This window comes from Ottowia caeni (assembly GCF_050821495.1).
Lineage (GTDB): Bacteria > Pseudomonadota > Gammaproteobacteria > Burkholderiales > Burkholderiaceae_C > Ottowia > Ottowia caeni.
Genome location: NZ_CP151080.1, coordinates 1946665 through 1971824, shown reverse-complemented (window position 1 = coordinate 1971824; position 25160 = coordinate 1946665). Strand labels below are relative to the sequence as shown.

The 25160-nt window shown below is 59.2% G+C and carries 27 protein-coding genes and 1 pseudogene; 10 read left to right on the top strand and 18 right to left on the bottom strand.

The window, feature by feature from the left end:
- Positions 1–24: 24 nt before the first annotated feature.
- From AAAK34_RS09570 to AAAK34_RS09560, 3 genes are read right to left on the bottom strand one after another with little or no spacing between them, the layout of a single operon-like run.
- Complete coding sequence (locus AAAK34_RS09570) at positions 25–1029, bottom strand: tripartite tricarboxylate transporter substrate binding protein (protein ID WP_231694956.1); 1005 nt, start codon at positions 1027–1029, stop codon at positions 25–27.
- Between the two features lie 49 nt (positions 1030–1078).
- Positions 1079–1891 (bottom strand): enoyl-CoA hydratase-related protein, encoded by an 813-nt coding sequence (locus tag AAAK34_RS09565; protein ID WP_231694957.1) that lies wholly within the window; start codon positions 1889–1891, stop codon positions 1079–1081.
- Positions 1888–3738: an AMP-binding protein gene (locus AAAK34_RS09560; RefSeq protein WP_431777968.1), complete on the bottom strand. Its 1851-nt coding sequence runs from the start codon at positions 3736–3738 to the stop codon at positions 1888–1890. Before AAAK34_RS09560 ends, AAAK34_RS09565 begins: the two co-directional genes overlap by 4 nt.
- A gap of 253 nt (positions 3739–3991) precedes the next feature.
- On the opposite strand from AAAK34_RS09560, the gene AAAK34_RS09555 reads away from it, so the two are divergent.
- Positions 3992–4786 (top strand): helix-turn-helix transcriptional regulator, encoded by a 795-nt coding sequence (locus AAAK34_RS09555; protein ID WP_431777967.1) that lies wholly within the window; start codon positions 3992–3994, stop codon positions 4784–4786.
- On the opposite strand, the gene AAAK34_RS09550 is transcribed toward AAAK34_RS09555, so the two are convergent.
- From AAAK34_RS09550 to AAAK34_RS09530, 5 genes and pseudogenes are all read right to left on the bottom strand, one after another.
- Complete coding sequence (locus tag AAAK34_RS09550) at positions 4783–5436, bottom strand: CHRD domain-containing protein (RefSeq protein WP_231694961.1); 654 nt, start codon at positions 5434–5436, stop codon at positions 4783–4785. The two genes, AAAK34_RS09555 and AAAK34_RS09550, sit on opposite strands and share 4 nt — an antisense overlap.
- Before the next feature lie 92 nt (positions 5437–5528).
- Positions 5529–5990: a phosphohistidine phosphatase SixA gene (gene sixA / locus AAAK34_RS09545; protein WP_231694962.1), complete on the bottom strand. Its 462-nt coding sequence runs from the start codon at positions 5988–5990 to the stop codon at positions 5529–5531.
- The gene (gene ppk1 / locus AAAK34_RS09540) at positions 5962–8073 is read right to left on the bottom strand and encodes a polyphosphate kinase 1 (protein ID WP_231694963.1); all 2112 of its coding nucleotides are present in this window, start codon (positions 8071–8073) and stop codon (positions 5962–5964) included. The genes sixA and ppk1 overlap by 29 nt, the downstream gene beginning before the upstream one ends.
- A gap of 86 nt (positions 8074–8159) precedes the next feature.
- Positions 8160–8930 (bottom strand): annotated as a pseudogene (locus AAAK34_RS09535) (UDP-2,3-diacylglucosamine diphosphatase); the annotation flags it as partial.
- 210 nt (positions 8931–9140) lie between these two features.
- Positions 9141–9995: a GNAT family N-acyltransferase gene (locus AAAK34_RS09530; RefSeq protein WP_231694965.1), complete on the bottom strand. Its 855-nt coding sequence runs from the start codon at positions 9993–9995 to the stop codon at positions 9141–9143.
- 101 nt (positions 9996–10096) lie between these two features.
- Between AAAK34_RS09530 and AAAK34_RS09525 the strand changes: the two genes are divergently transcribed.
- The 3 genes from AAAK34_RS09525 to arsC are packed head-to-tail and all read left to right on the top strand — an operon-like array spanning position 10097 to position 12357.
- On the top strand, positions 10097–10756 hold the full coding sequence (locus AAAK34_RS09525) for a DOMON-like domain-containing protein (RefSeq protein ID WP_431777966.1): 660 nt from the start codon (positions 10097–10099) through the stop codon (positions 10754–10756).
- Positions 10753–11955 carry a DUF1343 domain-containing protein gene (locus AAAK34_RS09520; protein ID WP_231694967.1) on the top strand — a complete coding sequence of 401 codons (1203 nt, stop codon included), beginning with the start codon at positions 10753–10755 and terminating at the stop codon, positions 11953–11955. Before AAAK34_RS09525 ends, AAAK34_RS09520 begins: the two co-directional genes overlap by 4 nt.
- An 18-nt stretch (positions 11956–11973) precedes the next feature.
- Positions 11974–12357, top strand: a complete 384-nt coding sequence (gene arsC / locus AAAK34_RS09515) for an arsenate reductase (glutaredoxin) (RefSeq protein WP_231694968.1) — start codon at positions 11974–11976, stop codon at positions 12355–12357.
- A 5-nt stretch (positions 12358–12362) separates the two neighbouring features.
- Here the strand turns inward: arsC and AAAK34_RS09510 are convergent, their stop codons facing one another.
- On the bottom strand, positions 12363–13130 hold the full coding sequence (locus tag AAAK34_RS09510) for an SIR2 family NAD-dependent protein deacylase (protein WP_431777965.1): 768 nt from the start codon (positions 13128–13130) through the stop codon (positions 12363–12365).
- Position 13131: 1 nt separating this feature from the next.
- On the bottom strand, positions 13132–13782 hold the full coding sequence (locus tag AAAK34_RS09505) for a TetR/AcrR family transcriptional regulator (RefSeq protein WP_231694969.1): 651 nt from the start codon (positions 13780–13782) through the stop codon (positions 13132–13134).
- Positions 13783–13880: 98 nt separating this feature from the next.
- Here AAAK34_RS09505 and AAAK34_RS09500 point away from each other — a divergent pair, with 98 nt between their 5' ends.
- From AAAK34_RS09500 to AAAK34_RS09490, 3 genes are all read left to right on the top strand, one after another.
- Positions 13881–14384, top strand: a complete 504-nt coding sequence (locus tag AAAK34_RS09500) for a VOC family protein (protein WP_231694970.1) — start codon at positions 13881–13883, stop codon at positions 14382–14384.
- 60 nt (positions 14385–14444) lie between these two features.
- Positions 14445–14867 (top strand): VOC family protein, encoded by a 423-nt coding sequence (locus tag AAAK34_RS09495; RefSeq protein WP_231694971.1) that lies wholly within the window; start codon positions 14445–14447, stop codon positions 14865–14867.
- A 72-nt stretch (positions 14868–14939) separates the two neighbouring features.
- On the top strand, positions 14940–15335 hold the full coding sequence (locus AAAK34_RS09490) for a VOC family protein (protein ID WP_231694972.1): 396 nt from the start codon (positions 14940–14942) through the stop codon (positions 15333–15335).
- 78 nt (positions 15336–15413) lie between these two features.
- On the opposite strand, the gene rlmB is transcribed toward AAAK34_RS09490, so the two are convergent.
- The gene (rlmB, locus tag AAAK34_RS09485; protein ID WP_231694973.1) at positions 15414–16151 is read right to left on the bottom strand and encodes a 23S rRNA (guanosine(2251)-2'-O)-methyltransferase RlmB; all 738 of its coding nucleotides are present in this window, start codon (positions 16149–16151) and stop codon (positions 15414–15416) included.
- Positions 16152–16278: 127 nt separating this feature from the next.
- The gene (locus AAAK34_RS09480) at positions 16279–17019 is read right to left on the bottom strand and encodes an ABC transporter ATP-binding protein (RefSeq protein ID WP_231694974.1); all 741 of its coding nucleotides are present in this window, start codon (positions 17017–17019) and stop codon (positions 16279–16281) included.
- A gap of 15 nt (positions 17020–17034) precedes the next feature.
- Between AAAK34_RS09480 and AAAK34_RS09475 the strand changes: the two genes are divergently transcribed.
- Together AAAK34_RS09475 and mnmH are read left to right on the top strand one after the other, a co-directional pair.
- Positions 17035–17661, top strand: coding sequence for an arylesterase (locus tag AAAK34_RS09475; RefSeq protein WP_431777964.1), 627 nt, complete (start codon positions 17035–17037; stop codon positions 17659–17661).
- Positions 17658–18740, top strand: a complete 1083-nt coding sequence (gene mnmH / locus AAAK34_RS09470; RefSeq protein ID WP_231695180.1) for a tRNA 2-selenouridine(34) synthase MnmH — start codon at positions 17658–17660, stop codon at positions 18738–18740. The genes AAAK34_RS09475 and mnmH overlap by 4 nt, the downstream gene beginning before the upstream one ends.
- 256 nt (positions 18741–18996) lie before the next feature.
- On the opposite strand, the gene AAAK34_RS09465 is transcribed toward mnmH, so the two are convergent.
- From AAAK34_RS09465 to AAAK34_RS09455, 3 genes are all read right to left on the bottom strand, one after another.
- Positions 18997–19452 carry a hypothetical protein gene (locus AAAK34_RS09465; RefSeq protein ID WP_231694975.1) on the bottom strand — a complete coding sequence of 152 codons (456 nt, stop codon included), beginning with the start codon at positions 19450–19452 and terminating at the stop codon, positions 18997–18999.
- A gap of 96 nt (positions 19453–19548) precedes the next feature.
- Complete coding sequence (locus tag AAAK34_RS09460) at positions 19549–19755, bottom strand: hypothetical protein (RefSeq protein WP_431777963.1); 207 nt, start codon at positions 19753–19755, stop codon at positions 19549–19551.
- A gap of 24 nt (positions 19756–19779) precedes the next feature.
- On the bottom strand, positions 19780–20658 hold the full coding sequence (locus AAAK34_RS09455; RefSeq protein ID WP_431777962.1) for a DUF2189 domain-containing protein: 879 nt from the start codon (positions 20656–20658) through the stop codon (positions 19780–19782).
- Between the two features lie 140 nt (positions 20659–20798).
- Here AAAK34_RS09455 and AAAK34_RS09450 point away from each other — a divergent pair, with 140 nt between their 5' ends.
- A complete protein-coding gene (locus tag AAAK34_RS09450; RefSeq protein ID WP_231694977.1) occupies positions 20799–21728 on the top strand; it encodes a hypothetical protein in 930 nt (309 codons plus the stop codon).
- Between the two features lie 132 nt (positions 21729–21860).
- Here the strand turns inward: AAAK34_RS09450 and AAAK34_RS09445 are convergent, their stop codons facing one another.
- The 3 genes from AAAK34_RS09445 to AAAK34_RS09435 form a co-directional block, all read right to left on the bottom strand.
- Positions 21861–23060: a PLP-dependent transferase gene (locus AAAK34_RS09445; RefSeq protein ID WP_231694978.1), complete on the bottom strand. Its 1200-nt coding sequence runs from the start codon at positions 23058–23060 to the stop codon at positions 21861–21863.
- A 119-nt stretch (positions 23061–23179) separates the two neighbouring features.
- A complete protein-coding gene (locus tag AAAK34_RS09440; protein ID WP_231694979.1) occupies positions 23180–23704 on the bottom strand; it encodes a phosphoribosyltransferase in 525 nt (174 codons plus the stop codon).
- A 44-nt stretch (positions 23705–23748) separates the two neighbouring features.
- Positions 23749–25125, bottom strand: a complete 1377-nt coding sequence (locus AAAK34_RS09435) for an adenylosuccinate synthase (RefSeq protein WP_231694980.1) — start codon at positions 25123–25125, stop codon at positions 23749–23751.
- Positions 25126–25160: the final 35 nt, after the last annotated feature.

Here is a 25160-nt window from a genome sequence, read left to right as displayed (position 1 = left end):
AGCGGTCAACTGCCGGATCCAGGTTCAATTGTCACCGCGGAACCCCGAGGCTTCCACTACCGCTTTCCATCGCTGCGAATCGCCGGCGATCATTCGGGTCACCTCATCGCGGCTCGTACCGGTCACGGAGAAGCCAGCTTCGATCAGCGTTTTCTGGATTTCCGGATCCTTGACCGACGCCGCCACTTTTTCGCTGAGAAGCTTCATGATGGGCTCAGATGTGCCGGCGGGGGCAAAAACCGCGAACCAGGCTGAGAAGTCGGCCTTGGGGTAGCCCTGCTCGGCAAACGTTGCGATTTCTGGCAACAGGGTGGATCGCTGGGGTGCCGTGGTGGCCAAGCCTCTCACCTTGCCACCTTTGATTTGCGCCATGGCCAGCGGTGTGGACATCAGGATGCCATCGATCTGACCAGCGATGGTGGCCGTGACGGCATCGCCTGTTTGCCGGTAATGAATGGTTTCCAGCGGAAAGTTTCCAATCTGACCCAGAATGACCGCGCCAAAATGACCTGGGCTACCCGCGCCGAAGGTTCCAAAATCAACCTTTCCGCTCTTGCTTGCTGCCATTTTCATGAAGCTTGGCGCGTCCTTGGCCGCAGAAGTACCTGGCACGACAAGGACAAAATCTGTTTTGGCGACTTCGGAGAGCGGAATCAGTTCCTTGGCCGGGTCATAGCCGATCTTGGTGAATGCGGCAGGTGCAATGGTGATAGCGGAAACATCTGCCAGCAGCAGGTTGTAGCCATCTTTAGCGCCCTTCGCAACGTTAGCGGCTGCAATCTGCCCGCCTGCGCCGGTACGGTTTTCAACGACCACCTGTTCATTGAGTTGGCTCGCCATGCCCCTGGCAAGGGTGCGCGCCAGAATGTCAGGCCCCGTTCCGGGAGCAAAACCCACTTGTAGACGTATCGGGCGATCCGGATATTTGGCCTGTGCATGAGCGCCGACGGCAAGGCTTCCCAGAGCCACAGCCATACAGGCCTGAACAATTTGACGGCGGTGTTTGAGGTACTTGGAAATGAAAGACACGGTTGCTCCTTGTTGTGATGGTTTTCTCTGCAGGGTGTGCTCACCCGGACTAACGCCCAGTGAACTTCGTCGGTCGCTTTTCCATGAATGCAAGAGGTCCTTCTCTTGCGTCCTGCGTGCTCATGACTTCTCGCTTGGCGGCGTCTTCCAGTACAAACGCGCTGCGCAGCGCAAGCCCGCTGCCTTGGATCGCAGCACGCCGCACGGCTTGAACGGCAACGGGACCATTGCCGGCGATCTGATCGGCGAGCTCAAGCGCTCGCTCAAGCAGGCGCTCTTTAGGCAGCAATTCCGTCACCAAGCCCCACTGCAGGGCTTGCTGTGCGGTGATGGGCCTACCAGTGAGGAGCAATTGCATGGCCAATGCCGAAGGCACCTGACGGGGAAGCCTGGCCATTGAACCCGCGAAGGGCAGCAATGCGCGCTGCACTTCAGGCAAACCGAACTGAGCATGCTCGACCGCAATCCGAATGTCGGTACCCAGCATCAGCTCAAATCCGCCCGCCAAACAAGTGCCGTTAATGGCGCAAATAGTGGGTTTGACAATGTCAAAATCGCGGAGCGAAGACACCTCCATGGTGCGCGGATCTTCGAGCAAGCGGCGGTCGTATTCGTCCTGCGGCGCCCGTGCCCCTGTCATGAGCGGCAAGGTCAACCCAAGATCCCCGCCCGAGCAGAAGGCAGCATCGCCCGTGCCAGTGAGCACGACCGCCCGGACATCCGGATCGGCCCTCACCGCCAAAAAGGCATCTGCAAGAGCGCAAAGCATTTTCGGCGAAAGAGCGTTTCGCGCTGCTGGCCGGTCAATGCGGATCAGCGCGACATGTTCGCCATGGGATTCGATACGAATGGCTCCGCTCATGCGCCCTCTCCTTGCGCGCCGTTTTGATCGGCCAGCCGCCAGCGCAACGCGAACGGTCCCATCATTTCCTTGACAGCGGCGGCGGCTTCCAGATCGCCCGCACAGTCGAAAACCACTTCAATACCTTTGTTGTCTGCACAGACTTCGGCGGCCACCTTGCCGATCAGCGAACGCTGCGCCAATCGGGCGTCGATGACCTCCTGCGTCACCATTTCCCTGAGCCTGGGCTTGAAAAACTTGCCGATCGCAGTCATCGGCAGCGAATCGAGGATGAATATTTTCTTGGGAACAGCCGGGCGCTCCGGCATGTGCTGCTCTGCAAACGCCAGCAAACTCTCCACGCCGGCCGTCGCACCGGGTTTCAAGGTAACGTAGGCTACCGGTAGTTCTCCCGCGTACTCATCGGGCGCACCGACTGCAGCGGCCATAGCCACCTCCGGATGCTTGTGCAATGTGTCCTCAATCATCATCGGATCGATGTTGTGGCTGCTGCGAATGATCATGTCCTTCGCCCGGCCCGTCACATACAGCCGTCCTTGGCAATCGAGGTGACCCACGTCGCCGCTGTTCAGCCACCCACCCTCCAGGAACACACCGCTGTTCTTGGTCGAATCGGTGTAGCCAGGACTGACATTGGCTCCTTGAATCTGCAGCTCCCCATCTTCACCCGGAGGCAAGAGGCCACCATCAGGACTGACCGCCCGGACTTTTACGAACGGTATCGGCAAGCCCACGGAACCGGCGGTACGCGGCATGGCGCAGGGCTCGATGGCGATCACGCCACCACACTCCGTCATGCCCAGGATGTTCCGAACTGAAATGCCAAAACGCCGCTCAAATGCATCCGCCAGATCTGGCGGCAGAGGCGAGCCTCCGGTCAACAGACACCTGACAGGCGCCAGGTCGACTCCTTCAAAGGGCACTGTAAGAAGCGAAGACATGACCGTGGGAACCGCCGCCAGCAAAGTCGCTTTTTCGCGCTCGGTGAAACTCCAGTATCGCGAAACAAACCCTGTGTTACGCAAGCCCAGCAGCGTCGGCAAAACGACCGTGGCACCCACCAGGAACATCGACAAGCCGTATACAAAAGAACCCGCCACGTGAAATAGCGGAAAGCCGTTGATGATGACATCTTGATCAGATGCGCCATACATGCACGCCGCGCCGGCTGCCGCGCAAAGCTGGTTGCGGTGTTGGTGCTGTGCTAGCTTCGGGCTGCCTGTGGTGCCGCCAGTGTGAAAAAGCGCGGCAACATCATCCAGGGATGCCGACGTAGTCAGCGGAGCGTCACTCTGCGCCGCGACGGCCTGGTCAAAATCCAGCTCCTGACCAGCTTGCGCTGCACCTCCCACCACCACGACGTTCTTCAATTGCGGAACGCGCTGCCGAATACCCGCTACCCGCGACCATATGTCCAACTCGGGGTTGGGGCCAAGAACGACCAATACGTTGACCTTCGCGGCATGCAGGAGCTCCGCGATATGTTCCTCGCCGAGCAAATAATTAATGGGACACGCGATGCCCACCGCTTCAGCACCCCAGAGCGTGAAGTGCGCCTGCGGAATTGCAGGCAGCAGGAATGCCACCCGCGGTTTTTCAGCGCCACAAAGCGATTGAAACAGTCTTGCTGTTCGCCGAACCTGCGCCACGAACTGCGCATAGGTCCACTGCTCTGCAGGTTCGAGCAGATCGTCACTCTTGATGTATTTCAGCGCAATGCGGTCGGCGTGCTTGTCAGCCTGAACCTCCAGCGCGTTCATGACGCTCGTGTAGGGCAAGTATTGCTCAAAGGGCTGCGACTCGATCGTACGTATATCGTCAAGAGAATGAATTGGGCGAATACTCACTGGAGCTCCCGGAACCTGAGAACGTGTTCACGTTCCAACAATCAAAACTGCGAAGAATTTGTTGGCCGTACTTTCCGAACCCAGCACCCGGCCGACAGGTGCATTGTGTGCATTTGCGAAGCTTTCGTCTGTCCTCTGCGATGTGGACAAAATTGCGCGCACCACCAAGGGAAAACCCTCACTCCAGTCTCGGGTAGCATCGCTAAATTCAATCCAGTTCACCCGATCAATCAGAATAGACCAGACTCCTGGCATGCAGCTCATTTCCGCCAGCCGCCCCACGCTTATTCGCCCTTGGACCAGCGCCCGAGCGGTGGAATCCATGGCGGGCGTCATTGGATGCATAGGCCACTACAGTTTCGCGAACGATGCGCTCGTCCAGATCAACCGACTCCTGCCCGTGGCGTGGTGGTCGGTGTTTCAACTGTTTCCGGATGCGCCGCCCTGCATGTCGCTGACAGCCAGCTTCGAGGGCTCCGACGGACCTATGGATTCCTGGCAGGCTTATCGAAAGTCGCTGTATCTGCGCGACCAGACTTTCCAGGAAGCCCGCGAGCGAGCGAGTGGTTCAGAGCAGGTGCTGGTGCACTGGAACGCACGCGAAATGCGCCGTGCACACCGCGAACGTATTTACAGCAAGCATCGCCTGAGGGAACGGCTGTCCCTGGTATGCGAGGACGAAGGTTCCTGGCTGGCGGTCAATTTCTACCGACTGGAGGAGCAGCCGCTGTTTTCCGACGTCGATATCGATACGGTGGGAGGCGCTTGCCCCCTGATCCTGTCGAGCGTGCGGCGGCACCTTCACCTGCACTCAAGAGCCGCGCCCGCGGCCATGGCATTGAACGCCCTCACACCGCGAGAGCGCCAAGTCTGCGAACGCATGCTGAAGGGCTGGACTCATGAGGGAATTTCATCAGACCTTCAGGTTTCCCCCGCCACTGTCAAGACCTACCGTGACAGGGCCTTCGAAAAACTGGGAATCCACCATCGGAACGAACTCTTCGCGCTCCTGAACGGCTACTTCGAGGAAAGCCAGCTAGTGGGCTAGCGCACGATGCGCATCTGCCCTCTCACCTCTCCTGAGGGATAAGTGTTCGTCATGACGTTGACATACCAACGCCCATCCAGCAGATCAACCGCTTGCTGGGGGGTCAGTGTGGCGCGGCCTTCGTAGCGAGGCCCGAACGGACCTGGCCAGATCATGGAGGCGGGCGCTGTTTCGCCGTTCATGGCAGGTCCGTGGAACTGCACTCCCGTGATAACGCCGGAAAGTCCCGACCATGACGCCTTCCAGCGGAGAACCCGCGTGCTGGAATCGTAGAGTGCATCTATCTGGCCGCTGCCGCTGCTGCGGGCAGGTGGCACCACGCTGGCGGCGTCCAGGGGAGACGTCAGTGTGACCAGGTGCGCGTCCGGGCGAGGAGCCTCTATGGGCAGAGAAGGCTGCGCCAGGGGCACCGCGCCAACAGGCGGAATGGGCTGGGGCACCGGTTGCGACGGAGAAACGGGTTGCGCCTGAACGACTGAGGGCACTACGGGTGCAGTGGCTTGCGGAGCAGGCAGCGGCTGCGGGAGCAGCACTGGCGGCGGATCATAGCGCTGGCTCAGATCAACCGAAGCGCAGGCGCTCGCCAAGCATGCCGCGGCAAGTACCGCCAATGCGTGTCGCGAGGGGACCAAGACGGTGGTCGTGGGCATGGCTGAATTCCTTTGGGTCTATGCGTAACGCTTGTACAAAAGACCGGGCTCGTGTGTTGGCCCGACAGCCGAAATTGTAGGCAATCGCGGAATTAGAGCATTTCCGCCGTTTGCACGGTGACCAGCACCGTTTGCTGGGATGCATCCCGCTCGCGGCTGCGAAGCCACCAGACGGCGCCTTTCTTGACCGAGCACTCGGGGTTGGCCATCTGCAGCAAGCGGGAGATGGTCTCACCCAGGGTGGGCTGATGACCCACAATCAATACGGGCACCTTGGCGTTGGGCCAGCCCGCCAGCTGCAACAATTGTGCCGGAGACGCTCCGGGGAGCAATTCTTCGTGAACTTTGTATCTGCGCCCCAGCGCCTTCACGGTCTGCTCCGTTCGAACGGCGGGACTGCACAAGATGCGCGTTCCCTCAGGCAACTGCCGATCCAGCCAGGCGGCCATGCGAGCCGCTTGCTTGTCGCCTCGACGCGTGAGCGCACGTTCCAGATCGCTCATATCGCCTTCAGGTTCTTGCGCCTCAGCGTGGCGCCACAGAATGAGATCCATTATTTTCAACTCCGTTCTTAAGACCGTGGCGCGCCTCGTAGCGCTCCATCAGGGCGGCTTGGGCGCCATATCCAGGGTTGATGCCTTCCTGCATCACGCGACGATACTCGCCTCCGTCGCTCATCTCCCAGGCATCGCGGGCATCGTGCAGGTAGGCCATCAGGCATTCGTCGATGATGCGCTGACGCAAAACAGGATCGGTCACCGGCCATGCGGTTTCAACGCGGCGCAGCATGTTGCGGTTCATCCAGTCGGCGCTGGAAAGCCAGAGCTCTTCCTTGCTGCCTGCCAGGAAATAAAACACCCGCGAATGTTCGAGAAAGCGTCCAATGATGCTGCGTACACGGATGTTCGCGGTCAGGTGAGCCGGCAGCATACAGGCCCCCCGCACGATGAGGTCTATCTGCGCCCCCGCATCGCCAGCGAGCAACAGAGCCTCGATCAGCGCTTGGTCGGTCAACGAATTCATCTTGGCGACGACACGCGCCGGCTGACCACGGCGTGCCGCTTCCGCCACACTGCGAATCTTGGCAATCATGCGCCGGTGCAGGCTGAAAGGCGCCAGCAACATGCGTTGCATTCGCGGCAACCGACTATGACTGGCCAAATGAACAAAGAGCTGATCCATGTCGGAAGTCAGGCGTGCATCGGCGGTCAGGTAGCTCAGATCCGTATAGAGCGCAGCAGTGCGAGGGTTGTAGTTGCCGGTCGACAAATGTCCATAACGCTTGAGGAATCGCCCCTCGCGCCGCGTCACGAGCAGCATCTTGGCATGCGTCTTCAGGCCCACCACTCCGTACACAACTTGTGCGCCGACACGCTCGAGCTCCTCCGCCCAGTTGATGTTGGCCTCCTCGTCGAAGCGGGCCTTCAATTCAACGACGGCGGTCACCTCCTTGCCGCGCCGCTGTGCTTCAATGAGCAGGTCCATCATGCGACGATCGTTGCCTGTGCGGTACATGGTCTGCTTGATCGCAAGCACCGCCGGGTCCTGGACGGCCTGGCGCAGGAATTCGATCACGCCCTCGAAGCTCTCAAAGGGCAAATGAATAAGCGCATCTCCTTGGCGCAGGCGTTCGAACACCGATTCCTCGGGCTTGAGCTGGACAGGGTAGCTGGGCCGGTATGGCGGAAACAGAAGCTTCGGTGCATCCACCAGCTGTATCAACTGCTGCAGGCGCACCAAGTTGACTGGCCCCTGAACCTTGAACATGGCCTCGGGTGGCAATTTGAACTGCCGCAGTAGAAAATCGGCGAGCCCATCTGAGCAGGCCGAAGACACCTCCAGTCGCATCGCCTCACCATAGTGCCGCTGATGCAACCCCTTGCGCAACGCCGTGCGGAGGTTCTTGACCTCTTCCTCATCCACCCACAGATCGGAATGACGGGTCACGCGAAAATGCGAGAAATCTCCCACTTCCCGCCCAGGAAAAAGATCAGCCAGGTGTGCCCTGATCACACTGGAGAGCATCACGAATGAAACTCCACCGTTGGCCACCCTCGCCGGCATGCGCAGCACGCGCGGCAGCACGCGCGGCACTTTGACAATGGCTATCTCGTTGCTGCGGCCGAATGCATCCTTACCTTTCAGCTGAACAATAAAGTTGAGCGACTTGTTGGCCACCAGAGGGAAAGGGTGTGCCGGATCAAGGGCTACGGGTACCAGCAAGGGTTTAACTTCACGCAGAAAATGCTCGCGCACCCAGCGTCTTTGGGCGTCGCTGCGTTCCAGGTGCGAAACGATCCGCATGCCTTCGGTCGCCAGCGCGGGCAGCAGCGCATGGTTGAAGATGGCGTACTGCCGCTCCACCAAAGCCCTGGCCGCCGCCATGATCTTGTGCATTCCAGAGGCCGCGCTGGGCGCCTCACGCCAGGCGTCGATGTGCGACTCGGCACGCACTTCAAAGAACTCATCGAGATTCGAAGACACAATGCATAAGAACCGCAGGCGTTCAAGCAGCGGCACATCGGGACGATCCGCCCAGTGCAGCACGCGATGGTTGAAAGCGAGAATGCTCAGATCCCGATCTTGCAGAGGATACTTCTGCAAAATAGGGGACAGATCAGAAGCGGGAAATGTCATCGGCGTGAAACAGAAGAACTTGGCTATCTTTTACCATGTTCGAGCCTCAAGCGGCACTCTGCTGCACGGCAGGCAAACAAATTTGCTCAGGCATGCTCGGCCTGCACCGCCTTGGCCACATTCGGGGCCGCAATAGCCTGCCAGTAGATCAGTTCGAGCCGGCCATCGTGATGTTCCACCAGCGCGCTGCGGCTTTCCACCCAGTCACCGTCGTTACAGTACAGCGTGCCGTCGATTTCGCGGATCTCCGCGTGGTGTATGTGGCCGCAGACCACGCCATCGAGACCCAGGCGGCGTGCCTCCCCCGCCACCGCCGACTCGAAGTCGCTCACATAGTTCACGGCCTTCTTCACCTTATGCTTGAGATAGGCCGAAAGCGACCAGTACGGCAACCCCAGCCTGGCCCGAAGGCTGTTGACGTGGCGGTTCACGCGCAGGGTCATTTCATACGCATAGTCGCCCACATAGGCCAGCCACTTCGCGCACTGGATCACACCGTCAAAATAATCTCCATGGGTGATCCACAGGCGTTTGCCGTCGGCGGTCACGTGCACAGCTTCATTGAGCACCTCAATGCCGCCAAAGTTCAGGCCTGAGAAGGCGCGCGCAAACTCATCGTGATTCCCAGGCACAAAGACCACTCGACAGCCCTTGCGCGCACGGCGCAGGAGCTTCTGAACCACGTCATTGTGCAGTTGCGGCCAATACCAGCGCCGGCGCAGTTGCCAGCCGTCGATGATGTCACCCACCAGATAGAGCGACTGACTGGTGTGCTCCCTCAAAAACTCCAGCAGGGGTCCGGCCTGGCACCCCGGCGTACCGAGGTGCAGGTCTGAAATAAAGACGGCGCGGTAACGCGTCTTTTCAGGGGGTGAGCCTCATGCGTTTCGCCACTATCCTGCCCTGGCAAATCATGCCCTCCAGCCCCGAAAACCGATGCACCCCAAGTATCCACGCCGAGCCAAGCCGGCATTCGACGAATCATGTGGCTCATGGGGGCCTCATCACTCTGCTCACGCAGAATCTGGCCAAAATTGGTAGCGGGTGCAGTCATGTTCAACCCTGATTCAGGCGGATCCCAGAAAATGCTTGCGGTATCGCGCCGGTAAGTCCGCGATGCGCATGAGCATTGGCAAGTCGGCGGTATTGAAATCTGGATCCCAGGCTGGAGGGCCCAAGACCTTGGCTCCCAGGCGCAGGTAGCCGCGAATCAAGGCTGGCGGCTCAATATCGAGGCTTCCGTCCAGCTGCTCCACGGGCAGCGGCAAGCGCGGCCGCACATGCCACTCGATGGGCGCCATGTGCTTGGAACTGACTTGGCGCCAGATGCTGGCCGCCGAGTCACCGCTGACCACACCGTTGTGCAGCATGGGAATGCTGGCGCAACCGATCATGGTGTCGAGCTGGTTGCGCACCATGAACTCAGCCAGCGCCCCCCACAAAGCCATGATCACGCCGCCATGGCGATGATCAGGGTGAACACAACTGCGGCCGAGCTCCACCATGCGGGGGCGCAGCAGCCGAAGGCGCGTGAGATCAAACTCGGTGTCGCTATAGGTACTGCCCACGCGCTTTGCCTGCACGGGCGTCAGTACGCGGTAAGTGCCAATCACCTCCCGCGTGGCTTCGTCCCGGACAATCAAGTGTTCGCAGAAGTCGTCGAACAGATCGATGTCGTGCCCGGGCAATGGAGTGGTCAGACGAGCACCCATTTCGCCGGCAAACACCTCATGGCGCAAACGCTGGGCTTGCCTTACTTCGTCCTGATGTCTTGCCCAGGCCACCTGAATCCCTTGAGCGACACCCTCTGCAGACCGTGCAGGAGTTTCCCCTTGGCCGCTTTGATGAAGAGACCCCCGAGGGAGGGCAGCCGGATGGGACGCGGGTGACAGCGCAAACGTGGGCGTGGGCACTTCTTTCATCTCTTCTCTCCTTCCAAGGTGTTCTCCGTACCCATCCATCTTGGTCGGACAACTTGACCTTTGAATGACAGACTTGTGAAAAATTGAAGTCAATCGCACAGATGATCAGAAGCCAACACGCAGCATGGAACGCTGAAGAGGTCACCCATCTACCGATCGTTGCCCTGACACAATACGGGGTCATGACAACGCCGTTTTCCCAACGTTTTGCACACGCGCTGATTCGGCACCCGGCCACTCCTTGCGATTTCGTACGCTCGATCACAGTGGAGGCCCATAGGTGCACAGAAGGCGCCACCGAAGGACTTCATCTCCGGTATCGGCTCATTGGCCAAGTGTCGCAATTACGCCTGCCTTCCCCAGCTCAGGAGCCGGGCCCTCGTGACGGGCTTTGGAAGCACACCTGCTTTGAGGCCTTTATCGGCCAGCCCGGCGAAGAGTGCTATCGGGAGTTCAATTTCTCGCCCTCCGGGCACTGGGCTGCATATGCTTTCAGCGAGGAACGCGTTCGCGATGCGGAAGCCCCAGACCTGCCTTCCCCGCGCATCACGTTCACCCCCGGCCCGGATGAGCTTATCCTCGAAGCTCGCTTGCCCTTGGCCGCCATGCTGATCGCATTCCAGGGCCCCCTGCACATGGGGCTGACGGCGGTCATCGAAACGCAAGACGGCCGCCTGAGCTACTGGGCCTTGCATCATCCCGCCGAACAACCCGACTTTCACCGCAAAGACGGCTGGACAGCATTGTTGACCACACCATGAAACTCGGAATCGAACGCCTCCTTAACGACCCCGCCCTGCGCGCGCCGCTTGCCGGTCGCCGTGTGGCCTTGCTGGCCCACCCTGCTTCGGTCACGCGCGAGCTGACCCACTCACTCGATGCCCTGGCAGCTTTGCCAGACATCCAGTTGACCGCCGCCTTCGGCCCGCAACACGGCTTGCGCGGTGACAAGCAAGACAACATGGTCGAATCGCCTGATTTTTTCGATCCAAGGCTCGGCATTCCGGTATTCAGCCTCTATGGGGAGGTACGACGGCCGACTGATGCCATGATGAGCAGCTTCGACACCTTGCTGGTCGACCTTCAGGATCTCGGCTGCCGAATCTACACCTTCATTACCACCCTGCGCTATGTGCTGGAGGCGGCCGCCGCCCACGGCAAGGCCGTATGGGTGCTTGACCGGCCCAATCCGGCTGGCCGGCCAGTCGAGGGGCTTACGCTGCGCGAGGGCTGGCAAAGCTTTGTTGGCGCCGGGCCGATGCCCATGCGACATGGCATGACGATGGGCGAACTCGGCCACTGGTTCATCGATACGCTGGGGCTGAAGCTTGAATACCACGTCATCAAGATGGAGGGCTGGCAACCGGACGCCGCTCCAGGTTTTGGCTGGCCGCTTGAGCGAAGCTGGGTCAACCCCAGCCCGAACGCGGCCAATCTCTCCATGGCACGTGCATATGCCGGCACCGTGATGCTGGAAGGCACCACGCTATCGGAAGGTAGAGGCACCACACGCCCGCTAGAACTGTTCGGCGCGCCAGACATCGACGCGCACCGCCTGATCATAGACATGCGCGCCATGGCACCCGATTGGTTGCGTGGTTGTGTTCTGCGTGAGTGCTGGTTCGAGCCCACCTTTCACAAGCATGCAGGCAAACTGTGCGCCGGCGTGCAAATCCACGTAGAAGATCCTACCCATTACGACCACACTGCCTTCAAGCCATGGCGGCTACAGGCGCTGGCCTTCAAAGCGGTGCGCAAGCAGTTTCCAGACTATCCGCTGTGGCGCGATTTTGCCTATGAGTACGAAACCGGCCGCTTGGCCATTGACCTGATCAACGGCAGCGAACTCCTGCGCGAATGGGTAGACGACCCCTCGTCCGCGCCCACCGACCTTGAAGCACTCGCTGCCACCGATGAAGCCGCCTGGCTCGACGCGCGCAAACCTTACCTGCTTTATTGACCGATTCAGGAACCAGTCATGAGTACCGTCACGATTTACCACAACCCAAAATGCAGCACCTCCCGCAACGCGCTGGAAATGATTCGCGCCAGCGGCGAGGAGCCCCGCATTGTCGAGTATCTGAAAAATCCGCCCAGCCGCGATGAGCTCAAGGCGATCGCCAAAGCCACGGGAGAGCCACTGCGCGCCTTGGTTCGCACCAAGCAAGCAGAATACCTCGAACAAGGTCTGGACAACCCTGCCCTCACCGACGATCAGTTGATTGATGCCATGCTGGCTACCCCGGTACTCATCAACCGCCCTATCGTCGTCACCGCACTGGGTGCTCGCCTCGGCCGCCCCCTTGAAAAGGTGCTTGAGGTCCTACCGAGTGCTTCTCGCCAAGTAGCGTCTGGTGCGTAACGTACTCAAATTTCCAGCAACATCGGCAGTACCTGCGCAGAGGTATCCCGAAGCACCAAGTGCGCCACGTCATCTAGCTCCGTAGGCTCGGGATTGACGATGATGACCTTGGCGCCCGCCTCACGCGCGAGATGAGCCAGGCCCGCCGCAGGATAAACAACACCTGAAGTTCCCACGACCAGCATGGCTTGGCATGTTCGTGCCGCCTGCTGCGCTGCATCAATTGCATGCATGGGCAGAGATTCACCAAACCAAACCACTGCCGGCCGAACCATGTTGCCGCAGTGGGCACAACGCGGGGGGACACCTGGTTCGGCCTGACCCACGAAGCACGCATCCTGGGACCTGCGGGCCAGGGCGCACGGATCAAGCCATTTGTCTTCGAAGAGATTGCCATGCAGGGCGAGCACCTCGGTGCTGCCCGCCTTTTGATGCAAGCCGTCCACGTTCTGCGTGGCGAGCGTTAGTCGCCCCGGAAAACGGCGCTGAAATTCGGCCACCGCCAAATGGCCGGCATTGGGTTGCACACCCCCGGTATTCTGACGTCGTTCGGCATACCAACGCCACACCCGTTCAGGGTCGCGCCGGAAGGCTGCTTCCGTGGCCAGATCTTCCGGCCGAAAACGAGCCCAGTGACCGGTTTGTGCATCGCGGAATGTTGGGACGCCAGATTCCGAGCTCATGCCCGCGCCCGTGAGCATGGTGATGTGCTGGGCTTCTCGCAACCATAGGCGGGCCTGCACGACCTCTTCCGACATAAGCACGTTCGTCATATCAAAGTCCCAACTCAACCATGCGCAACAGTCTCCTGCCGAGTGAATCAAGCTCCTCAGGCTGCGCCCTGCGCAACGGCCCATCGATAATCAAGAGAGCCATCCCGTGTACCGCGGACCATGCCAGATACTCCGCCCCGGAACGTCGTTCAGGGGGAAGCACGCCCGATTCAACCATGGCGTCCAAGGCTGCACCCAACAATTCAAACGGGTTGAGGCCCATGCGCCCGGTTCGAGCCGGGTCTGGCGACACGACCACATCATGCGTCACGGCGAAGAAGGCTGTACGAAAGAGACCAGTTTCAGCCTGCGCAAAACCCAGGTAACCTGAACCCACTGCAGCCAATCGCGCGCGCGATCGCGCGGCAGGGTCAGCTATGACATCTGTCTTGGCCCACTCGCGCTCGATAGCCTCGGCCAAAGCTCCAAGAGCCGCGGCGCGCACCGCATCAAACAGTTGCTGATGGCTCGCAAAATGTCGGTAAGCCGCATTAGGAACGACTCCCACTCTTCGAGTTGCCTCTCGCAGAATAATCGCCTGAGGTCCACCTTCACGTGCCATGGCCAGCCCTGCATCAAGCAAAGCACGACGAAGATCTCCGTGGCGATAGGTACTGCGCGGCCTGTTAACGGACAAATCCTCGTGACGCATAGGGTTTTATGTGGACAGCGTCCATTTTAAAGCTCAGGATAAGTGTACATTGTCCACAACCGGCTTCTGAAGTACAGAAGGTCACTAGGAATGCGTTCATGAGCATTGTTTCCACTCGAATCCAGCCTTGCCTGTGGTTTGACGGTAAGGCGGAAGAAGCTGCGCGGTTCTATGTCAACACTTTCCCAAATTCGAGGATGGGCGGGATTTCGCGCTATCCGGATGCTGGACGTGAACAACATCGACAAGCGCCCGGTAGCGTGATGACTGTCGCTTTCGAACTGGACGGACAACCCTTCCTTGCCCTCAACGGAGGGCCTTACTTCAAGTTCAGCGAGGCACTCTCGCTGATGGTGTTCTGCGAGACCCAGGAAGAGATCGATCACTACTGGGGCGCACTGTCAGAAGGTGGAGATCCGGCGTCTCAGGAATGTGGCTGGTTGAAGGACCGTTACGGCCTCTCGTGGCAAATCACGCCTGCCAACTCTCTGCAGATGATTACCTCCCCTGACCAGGCAGCGGTAGAGCGCTACATGTCGGCCTTGATGAGCATGAAAAAGCTCGATATGGCCAAGTTGCAGGCGGCTTTCGACGGTCGCTGAAGACGACCCGATTTCCGTCAATCATGCAGACCATTTTTCACTAGAAGAAAGGAGACGATTGTGCAACTCACGCCTTATTTGAATTTTGACGGCAACTGCGCCGAAGCCTTTGCGTTCTACAGGGATTTGTTCAAAGGCACGATCACTTACGAGGGAACGTTCGCGGAAATGCCCGAGGGTCCACCCATACCTCCTGAAGCGCGTGGCCGGATCATGCATGTCCATCTGCAAATTGGACAGCAGTCCCTGATGGGCTCTGACAGTATGCCGGGCGCCAGTGAAGCTTGTGCCGGCGGCTACGCGAAGCCTCAGGGCCTTTGGGTTTCCATTGGAGTCGAGTCCCCCGACGAAGGTCGCCGGGTATTCGACGCTCTGTCCAAAGACGGTCAAGTGACCATGCCATTCCAGAAGACGTTCTGGTCGGAAGGGTTTGGCATGGTCACCGATCGCTTTGGCACGCCTTGGATGGTGAACGCCTCCTGAACAACTTTGCGCGTTATGTCGAACACGAAGTGACCTGATGCCCCCTCAAGGTCAGCACTCAAGGAGCGTCGCATGAAACCCAATCCCGTTGTCTGGTTCGAGATCTACGTGCAGGACATGAATCGGGCTCGCAAATTCTATGAGGATGTCTTTCAATGCAAGTTGGAAGCCATGGCAGCCCCGGGCGCTGACTCCGCAACGCCCCGTGACTCAGCCATGCTGTCGTTCCCGATGAGCATGGATGCCACAGGTACCGGCGGAATGCTGGTTCAGATGAAAGATGTGCCGTCTGGTCCGGGGGGAACCACGGTGTACTTCACCTGCGCTGACTGCGCGGAGGAGCAGAACCGTGCCGTGAAGGCCGGAGGCCAGATTCACCGCGCGAAATTTTCCATCGGGCAGTATGGCTACTGCGCTCTGGTGCAAGATACCGAAGGCAACATCATCGGCCTGCATTCGATGCAGTGAGCCAAAGGATCTTGGCGATCCGCGGTTGACTTCAGCCAGGGCTCATCGGTTGACCGACAAGAGCCAGAGCGAACCGCCTCAAAACCCTCGCTGCCGCCGCGCCTCATAAAGGCATACGCCGCTGGCCACCGAGACGTTCAGGCTTTCCACCGCGCCCATCATGGGAATGCGCACCAGTTGATCGCAAGTCTTGCGCGTCAGTTGACGCATGCCCTGCCCTTCTGCACCGAGGACCAAGGCCGTGGCAACTGCAAGGTCGACGCCGTAAACCGTCTTATCTGCATCGTCAGAAGTGCCCGTGACCCAGATATTGCGCTCTTTCAATTCGCCAAGCGTTCGCGCCAGGTTGGTCACCATGAAATAGGGCATGGTCTCGGCCGCACCGCTGGCTACCTTGGCCACGGTGGCATTGATGCCCGCCGCGTGATCTTTGGGAGCAATGACGGCGTGCGCGCCAGCACCGTCTGCCACGCGTAGGCAAGCACCCAGGTTGTGAGGATCCGTCACACCGTCCAGCACCAGGAGCAGCGGGGGCTCCTTCAAACCATCAAGCAGATCATCAAGAGAGCGAACTTGCACAAGCTCACTCACTCGCGCGGCTACGCCCTGGTGACCATGGCTACCAGCGAGCTTGGCCAGACGTGCACCGTCGGCCTCTATGACCCGCGCACCGGCTTCCGCAGCCCGGGCGAGAAACTGCTTCATGCGGGCATCGCGCCGAGTAGGGTCTGCGTAAATTTCGAGAACGGAGGCTGGCGCGGTCTTCAGACGCACGCCGACGGCATGAAAGCCGAACAGCACTTTGGGTGTGGACATCCACCGATTATCGGCTGTGGCAGCCTGGCGTCTCAAAAAACTGTGATTCCAAAACCGGACTGGCTTCAGGCCCTGGGATCGCCAGGCTGGACTTTGGCGGTCCCAGAGGGAAGAAGCCGTCAATGACTCAGGCTACCGTTGCGGCGCTTTCACTGTCGTGCACGATTCGCCCAGCCTCGACGGTGAGCCGGCGACTGCACAGATCAGCGATGGCGCGATCATGCGTGACCAGAACCAAGGTTGTGCCCAATTCGCGATTCAGGTCGAACATCAGGTTCATGATGGTCTCGCCGGTGGCGAAATCCAGGCTACCGGTGGGTTCGTCGGCCAGCAACACGGCCGGGTGCACCACGAAGGCCCGCGCCAATGCGACGCGCTGCTGCTCGCCACCCGAGAGCACCTTCGGATAATGGTTAAGGCGCTCGGCGAGCCCCACGCGCACCAACATCTCGGTGGCCGCCTTGCGAGCGTCCTTGCGGGCGGCCAGCTCCAGCGGCAGCATCACGTTTTCCAGGGCAGTCAAATTACCCAGAAGCTGAAAGCTCTGAAACACAAAACCCACCTTGCGCGCCCGCAGCGCCGCCCTTGTGTCTTCGCTGACTGCGAAAAGATCTTCGCCGTCCAGGCGAACGGTGCCACGCGTGGGCGTATCCAAGCCTGCAACAATCGACAACAGCGTGCTCTTGCCCGAACCGGAAGCGCCCACGATGGCCACGGTTTCCCCTTGATGCAGGCTGAAGTCAATATCACGCAAAATATCGAGCGTGCCCGTGGAGTCCGAAACAGACTTGAAAACACGCTCCACGGCAATGATCGGAGGGCGGGAGGCGCCCGGCGTTGCGCCGTGCGTTAGATTAGGGCTTGTCATTTAGGAAATTCAGTCTTGTATCGACGACACTTTATCCGCTTCGCCCTTGCCGGCCTTCCGCTCGGGGTTTTCGCTGCAGGCAAACCGCCCGTGGTTCTGGTGCTGGGCGATTCGCTCAGCGCTGAGTATGGGCTGGCACGGGGCACGGGTTGGGTTGCACTTCTTGAAAAGAAGTTCCAGTCCGAGAAAATTTCTGCCAAGGTGGTGAATGCGAGCATCTCGGGCGACACCACCTCTGGAGGCCGATCCCGCCTGCCCGCACTGCTGAAGACACACCAGCCCAGCGTGGTCGTAATCGAGCTTGGCAGCAATGACGCCCTGCGCGGCCTTCCCTTGAGCATGACCGAAGACAACCTCACAGCCCTGGCTCGTGCCGCGCAAGAGGCCGGTGCCAAGGTCATGTTGGTGGGCATGCAAATGCCACCCAACTATGGGGCGGACTACGGAAATCGATTTTCAGCGCTGTTCGAAAAGGTGGCCAAAGCCCGCAAGACCGCGTTGGTCCCCTTCATGCTGAAGGATGTGGCAGACCAGCCAGACGCCCTCAAATTTTTCCAGGCTGACCGCATCCACCCCACGGCCGAGGCGCACCCGATCATCCTGGCCAACCTGTGGCCAACCCTGAGGACTTTGCTCAAGTGAGTGTCATACGCATCTCTGCCGCGGACACTCTTGCGCGCTTGAGCGAGTTCGACGCCGTCATCGACGCTCGCAGTGAGAGCGAGTTCAATCTTGACCGACTGCCAGGAGCTGAAAACTGGCCCAGCCTGAACGACGAGGAGCGTGTACGAGTAGGCACGCTGTATAAGCAGGTAAGCCCCTTTGAAGCCAGGAAGCTTGGCGCCGCACTGGTGGCCAAGAATATCGGCCGCCACATCGAGCGCGAGGTGCAAGACAAGCCCAAGGACTGGCACCCCGTCGTCTACTGCTGGCGCGGTGGCCATCGAAGCAGTTCCCTCGCACTTGTACTGGGGCAGATCGGTTTTCGTGTACATGTGGTGGAAGGCGGCTACAAAGCCTTTCGCGCAACCATGCTGGAAGACCTTCACGCACAAGCACAACGGCTGAGCTACCGGGTCGTCTGCGGGCCCACTGGGTCGGGGAAGACTCGCCTATTGCATGCGCTGGCTCAAGCGGGGGCACAGGTGCTCGATCTGGAAGGCATAGCCTCTCATCGGGCTTCGGTGCTGGGCATGATTCCTGGCCAGCCGCAACCCTCGCAAAAGCGTTTTGACACCCTGCTTTGGCAAACTCTGCAAAAATTCGATGCAGCGCAGCCTGTATATGTGGAAGCGGAAAGCAAGAAGGTGGGGAACGTGGCCCTGCCCGACAGCCTGATCACTGCCATGAGAGCCAGCAAGTGCTTGCGGGTGGAGTTACCCGAAGACGAGCGCGTCGAACTTTTGCTTGAAGATTACCCCTTCTTCGTCTCCGACCCCGACTTCTTCTGCGAGAGGCTGGAGGCACTGACCATGCAGCGGGGTAAAGCTGTGGTTGAGGAGTGGAAAGCAATGGTGAGTGCCGGCCAGTTCAAGCCCGTGGTGCGTGAACTGCTTCGACTCCATTACGACCCAGGCTACGCCAATTCGACACGGCGCAACTTCGCACACTTTGATGACGCGCAGGCCGTCTATCTGGAAAACCGGAGCAAGGAAACTTTGGATCTCAACTGTGCCGAGATTCTTGCGCTTGAAAGCGGCATGTCTAAGAAAACCTCATGAGAATCAAAACTTTGAAAGCCCAAAACGGCCTCCATCGCCTCTGTCTTTGTAGGAGCGGCTTCAGACGCGAAGGGTCACCGTCATCAATGGCGCCTTGTGCTCCGAAGGAAACCCATCGCGGCTGAAGCCGCTCCTACAAGCAAACCCTCATTGTTTCTCCCCGGAACGCCGCTTGCCCGAAGGTGGCTGAGAGGCTCATGAGACTCATCTACAGCGCATGGAATCTCGCCGGAAAGCAAAAAGGGCCGCTATTCCTTCATGGAGCGCACGCCTTGCTGCCTTTGACGGCGCGAAGGCCCTTCGCCTTGGCGTCTGATTCGCTCATGTATTGACCACCCTTGGTCTTGCCAAAAAGTCTGTCGCCCTTGCAGTGATAGACATCGGAACCCTCGCTCACCCACACCTGACCGGCAGCGCCTTTGTCGACACCTCCGTGGCCGCTGCAGGCGCCGCGCATTGTGGTGCCTTCAAAGGCCGTGCCATCCTTGCAGACAGCTCTCACGGTGGGCGCGTTGGCTGCAGCCGGTGCTGCTGCAGTAGCGGCTGCTTTGGAAGGTGCCGATGCAGGGGGCGCTGCCTTGGAGGGTGCCGCCGCAGTTGGAGCTGCCGCAGCCGGTGCTGCTGTAGCGGGTGCGGCCGTGGACGGTGCCTGTGCGAAGGCCGCTCCGGCAAACAACGTACCCAAAACCAGCAGAAGAGAAGACGTCTTCATGAGGAGAACCCCAAGTTCAGCATGAAATTACATGCATTTCTCGAAAACGCTAGGCCGCCGGAATTGGTTGACGCTTGCGAAGGGCCGTGGCTGCTTTCAGGCAGACGCGCGACTAACCACCACCACTCGGCCCCCCTCCGCCGCACCAGGCGCGGCAGGGTTGGCTTCATCGGGCATGGGCTCGTCCTCGCCTTCAGGATGATCGACTTTTCGGTCGGCCTTGGCCCTCAGTTTGTCTTCTTTCTTGCGCTTTTTGGCCAGTTCGCGCTGGCGCTTCTCAAAGCCGTAGTTCGGTGTTGCCAATGTGCTAATCCTTATAGTCAGTAGTCACTTTACCATCTCCGCCGGTGAACCCGAAACAGGGGCCTGCCAGCGTACGGCGCCCCGGTAAGCGTGCCAGCTTGCATGGCCCAGTAACGGCCCCACGACGATCAATCCCAACCCCCAGGGAATGAGCGCAAGCGAGACGAGAAGCGTAATCAATATGCCCCACCAAAGCAGGGTGAGCGGATTGGCAAACACCACCCGGATACTGGTAATAGCAGCCGAAATGGCATCGGTGTCTCGGTCAAGGATCATCGGGATAGACACCACCGCCGTCGAGTACACCAGCATAGCGAAGATACCACCCACCGCCAAGTACACCAGCACAAATTCAATGTTCTCAGGATTGAAAATCGCCTGCAGCACCCCCGTCGTGGAAGGCATGCCGGTGTTGAAGAATACCGCGAAGACGACCAGCGACGCCCTGCCCCAGAGCAACTCCAGCACAATGAGCACCAGGACGAGCATCGCCATGCTGCGTATGTGGCTGTCCCAGCATGTGAGCGAAGCACCGAATTCCGGCGATATGCCAAGATCCCGACGGCGACTCACCTCATACAGGCCCATGGCAAGAAACGGCCCTATCAGCAAACAGCCCGAGGCAATCGACATCACATACTCAGGCTGCTTGCGAAACACCATCGTGAGCAACATGGCCATCAGCCAGAAGCAGACACCGTAGAAAATGCCGATGCCCGGCGCGGCCACGAGATCCTTCCACCCTCTGTAGAGCCAGCGCAGCGGATCGCCAAAACCAAGCGGAACCATCAGCGCCTGCGGCACGGTGGAGGGTGGCGGCACGTAAGGCACGTAACCTGGTTCTGCCGTGGTACCAGAGTGATCGGTGGGTGAATCGGTCGAAGCAGGGACTTGGTCGGTCATTCGGTGCAAAGGGTCGAGTTCACGGCCAAAAAAATGGAACTTGGCAACATGATAATGGTGCTGAGCAATAAAGGAACTCTCGTGGCCTTGGTGTTCCTAATCAAGTGCCGTCAACCTGCTGCCGAGAACAAGTGAAACCTATGACTAGCATCACCGCGAATCCTGCCAGTACCCTGCCCCCCAGTAGATCTATTTCAGTTTCTGAAAATGAAACATGGCAGCTTGACCAAGCCGAACTGGATACCGAATTCCCAGAAGATGACTGGGTTGAATTCAGCGCCGATGATGGCGAGGCTGCCTCTTGCAAGCCCGCTGCAGAGTCATATAAACCCGCTGACAGCGCCATTCAAAATGAGCTGACGGAAAGACTCCGGGATGGCGAACTGGATAAAGATCCAAAATCAACGCTCCAATTCATCGCCAAGAACACAAACCCCAATTGGGCGTCGTTCGCCTGGAATAGCTTTGTTTCGGCACTTAAGGAGTGTTATGAGAAAAAATCGCTGGCCCCGTTGCTTGGGGTTGGCCTTCCGTTGAACTGCGCATATTGCACACGCGCCGTGGACCTAACACTTCACCAGATCCTCGCCAGCCAAGACAAGGACGGCCAAAGCCCGCAGTTGCTTCAGGTGGCAATGGGTGAAGCGGGCCTATTCAACGTTGTGTTCGAAGATGTCAGCGGCGCGTTCTCTAGCCGCGACGATGGCGGGCACTATCTTGAGAAACTGAAATCTATGGTTGCGCCCGGACAACTAGCGGCCATTTCGGTGCCTGTTTCGGGGGTCAATGGCAGATACTCCCACGCCATGAATCTGGTCAATCTAGGCCCCGGATCGCAAGGTTCTGACGACCGGATGTTCATCATTTGCGGCCAAAGCGGTCGTGTATTTGATTTGAACGACGATGGCGATGTACAGGCTTTTTATGCACGCCATACCAATGACAGCTCAGGTGACGCAGCGCATGACGTGAAGTTCGCGATCACCTCGGGTCAAAAAGAGGAACTTGCATCCGTGGCCCAGCAAGTTACCACTGCCGCTCTGCCCGTAAGCAAACCGGACTTCGCGTGAGGCCTTGCGTAAGGGATTGGGGCGATGAATCGGGGGCGTGATCGAATCCGTCTCGACCCCTGCACCAAGGGTGATTTACCCAAATACTGGAAACCTGTCGGACTTGGAGCGATTTCCAATTTCTACAGGGTCCTAGGCTGACAAGGCGGCCTTCAGCGCTTGCGCCAAATCTTCCCGCAGGTCGGTGGCCGCTTCCAGACCCACGCAAAAGCGAACCACGAAGCCCCGCGCCAAATGGGCCTGGGGCTTGGAGCGCATTTCACCCAGGGCATACGGCATGACCAAACTAACTGCACCACCCCAGCTGAAGCCAATCTTGAAGAGCTTCAGGGCGTCACAGAAATGATCGACCTGAGCGGACGTAAACCGTTCATCCACAATCACGCTGAAGATGCCTGCTGAAGCATCTGCGGCTCCGCATACTTCCTTCCAGTGCGAGTGTCCCGGGGCTTGAGACAAGGCTGGGTGCAGCACCCGAGCAAACTGCGGCTGTTCAGCGCACCAGTGCGCAAGAGTACGGGCAGCCTGATCCTGAGCGCGGTAGCGCAGGCTCATGCTGGGCAATGCGCGCAAGATAGCCTCCGCATCGTTCGCCCCTACCCCAAAGCCTAAACGCATATGGGTCAACTTGATTTTTACGTGCAATCCCTCGTCGCGCGTGGTCACGCTACCCATGAGTACATCGCCACCGCCGCTAGGGTATTTGGTGAGCGCGTGAACCGAAATGTCCACGCCAAGCCCTTTGCCGTCGAGATCGAAGGCATTGAATGCCAGCCCAGCACCCCAGGTGTTGTCGAGCGCGCAGATGACACCACGCTCTCTTGCAATCCGCACCTGACCGAGCAGATCCGGGAACTCCATCGTCACCGAGCCAGCAGCCTCAAGCCAGATGAGCTTGGTTCTTTCGTTGATACGAGCGGACAAGTCAGCGGGACTCATCGGGTCGTAGAACTGGTGCGTGATGCCAAAGCCAGCCAGTTCCCCCTCGGCAAGCGCTTTGCTGGGACCATAGGCGTTATCCGGAATCAGGACCTCATCGCCAGACTTCAGAAGCGCCAGCGCCACGTTGGCGATGGCCGCGAGTCCGCTGGGCACCAGCACGCATTGCAAACCGCCTTCCAGGCTGGCAATGCGCTCCTCCAGCGTGAAGGTGGTGGGGGTACCGTGCAGGCCGTATGTATAGCCGCTCTTATGTCTCCAGTCGCGCGTGCGCATGGCCGCCACACTGGGAAAAATGATGGTGGAAGCCTTGAATATGCCTGGCTGAGGCGCGGCGAAGCCCTCTGGTGGGCTGTACGGATGATGAATGAGCTTTGTGGCGGGTGCAGTCATGGTTGCTTGAATAATCCGGTATGACGCATTCTGACCGAAGAAGATGCAGACTCCCCCGAGATCACGCACCTATCAGCGCCGCACCCACGCCCAGGCGCACCACTTACGAGACTAGGGGGCTAGATCTTCCACTTGGCCAGCAACTTCTCTGGCGTCATGTTGTCGTAGGCTTCGAACGGCTGGTGAATCCAGGGATTGGTAGGAAGATCCTCCACCGCATAGTCAGCCGTGAAGCTGGAGCAGCCTTTCTTCCAGATCACCGCCGTGCGCAACTCGGTAATGGGTTCGTAATTGGTTCTCAGGCGATCAACCACCGCTTTCAGGGTAACACCCGTGTCGGCCAAGTCATCGACCAGCAATACGCGCCCGGCTATCTGCCCCTGCGGCGTCGTGATGTAGTGCGCAATGTCCAGGTGGCCCTGGACTTTGCCAGCCTCGGCCCTATAGCTGCTGGTGGACATGATGGCCAGCGGCACGCTGAATATGCGCGAGAGAATATCCCCCGGCCGCATGCCACCGCGTGCCAGGCACAAGATGGTGTCAAATTTCCAGCCCGACTGGTGCACCTTGATGGCGAGCTTCTCCACCAGGTTGTGATACTCGTCGTAGCTGACGTAAAGATGCTTGCCGTCTTCTGTCAACATCGTTTGGTTCCTTGATTTATGGGCGATTCAGGAATGACAGCACCTTAACCCTCCAGGAAGGGATGCCGCATCATGATGGTGTGGTCCCGATCGGGGCTGGTGGAAACGACGTCGATCCGCACACCAGTGGTGTGCGCAATACGTTGAAGGTATAGGCGCGCATTCACCGGCAGCTTGTCGTACTCGGTCACACCAACCGTGCTTTCGCTCCAGCCTTCCAGGGTTTCGTAGATCGGCTTGCAGCGGGCGATTTCATCCGCGCCCAGCGGGAGGATATCAATGGTTTCGCCGTCGAGCTCGTAGCCCACACAGAGCTTCAACTCGCTTAGTCCGTCGAGTACGTCCAGCTTGGTGATGCACAGCCCGCTCAGGCCGTTGACTTGCGCCGAGCGCTTGAGCAGCGCAGCGTCGAACCAGCCACAACGCCGGCTACGCCCGGTGGTCACGCCCTTTTCGGCGCCGACGGTGCTCATGTGGTAGCCGGGGGTGCCGGGAGTTTCCCAATCAAGCTCGGTTGGGAAAGGGCCGCCACCGACGCGAGTGCAATACGCCTTGGTAATGCCCAATATGTAGTGCAGCATGCCCGGGCCGACACCTGAACCCGCGGCAGCGTTGCCCGCAACCGTGTTGCTGGAAGTGACATACGGATACGTACCGTGATCGACGTCGAGCAAGGTGCCCTGAGCGCCTTCGAACAGCAAATTGGCGCCGCTCAAATTTGCTTCGTTCAGCTCGCGGGAAACGTCCGCGATCATGGGCCGGATCAAGGCGGCATGCCGCATGGCTTCCTCGTACACCACGTCGTACTGAACAGCGCCATCCTTCAGGTAGGGCTGCAGAGCTTCCCCGAACTCCAGGTTGGCCGAATCCAGGAATGTGGTCAGCATGTGGTTATGCAGTGCCAGCAATTCGCGCAGTTTGGCCGCAAAACGGTCAGGGTACTTCAGGTCTTGAACGCGCAAGGCTCGGCGAGCGATCTTGTCTTCGTATGCGGGTCCAATGCCGCGCCCCGTGGTGCCGATTTTCTCGTTACCGCCGCTCGCACGCGCGGATTCTCGCGCCACGTCGAGCACGGCATGAAAGGGCAGAATCAGTGGACAGGCTTCACTGATGCGCAGGCGGTCACGCACCTCTACGCCAGCCTTTTCCAGCCCTTCTATCTCCTCGAGAAGCTTGGCGCAAGAAAGGACGACACCGTTGCCGATATAGCACTTGACCCCGGCGCGCATAATGCCGCTGGGGATCAGATGCAGCGCGGTCTTGATGCCGTTAATAACCAACGTATGGCCCGCGTTGTGTCCGCCTTGAAAGCGCACTACGCCCTGAGCGCTTTCAGTCAGCCAATCTACCAACTTGCCTTTGCCCTCGTCGCCCCATTGCGTGCCGACGACGACAACGTTACGTCCGTTAGTGGTTTTCATCCTGAGTCCTGTTTACCTTGATTTCATGCTGGGCC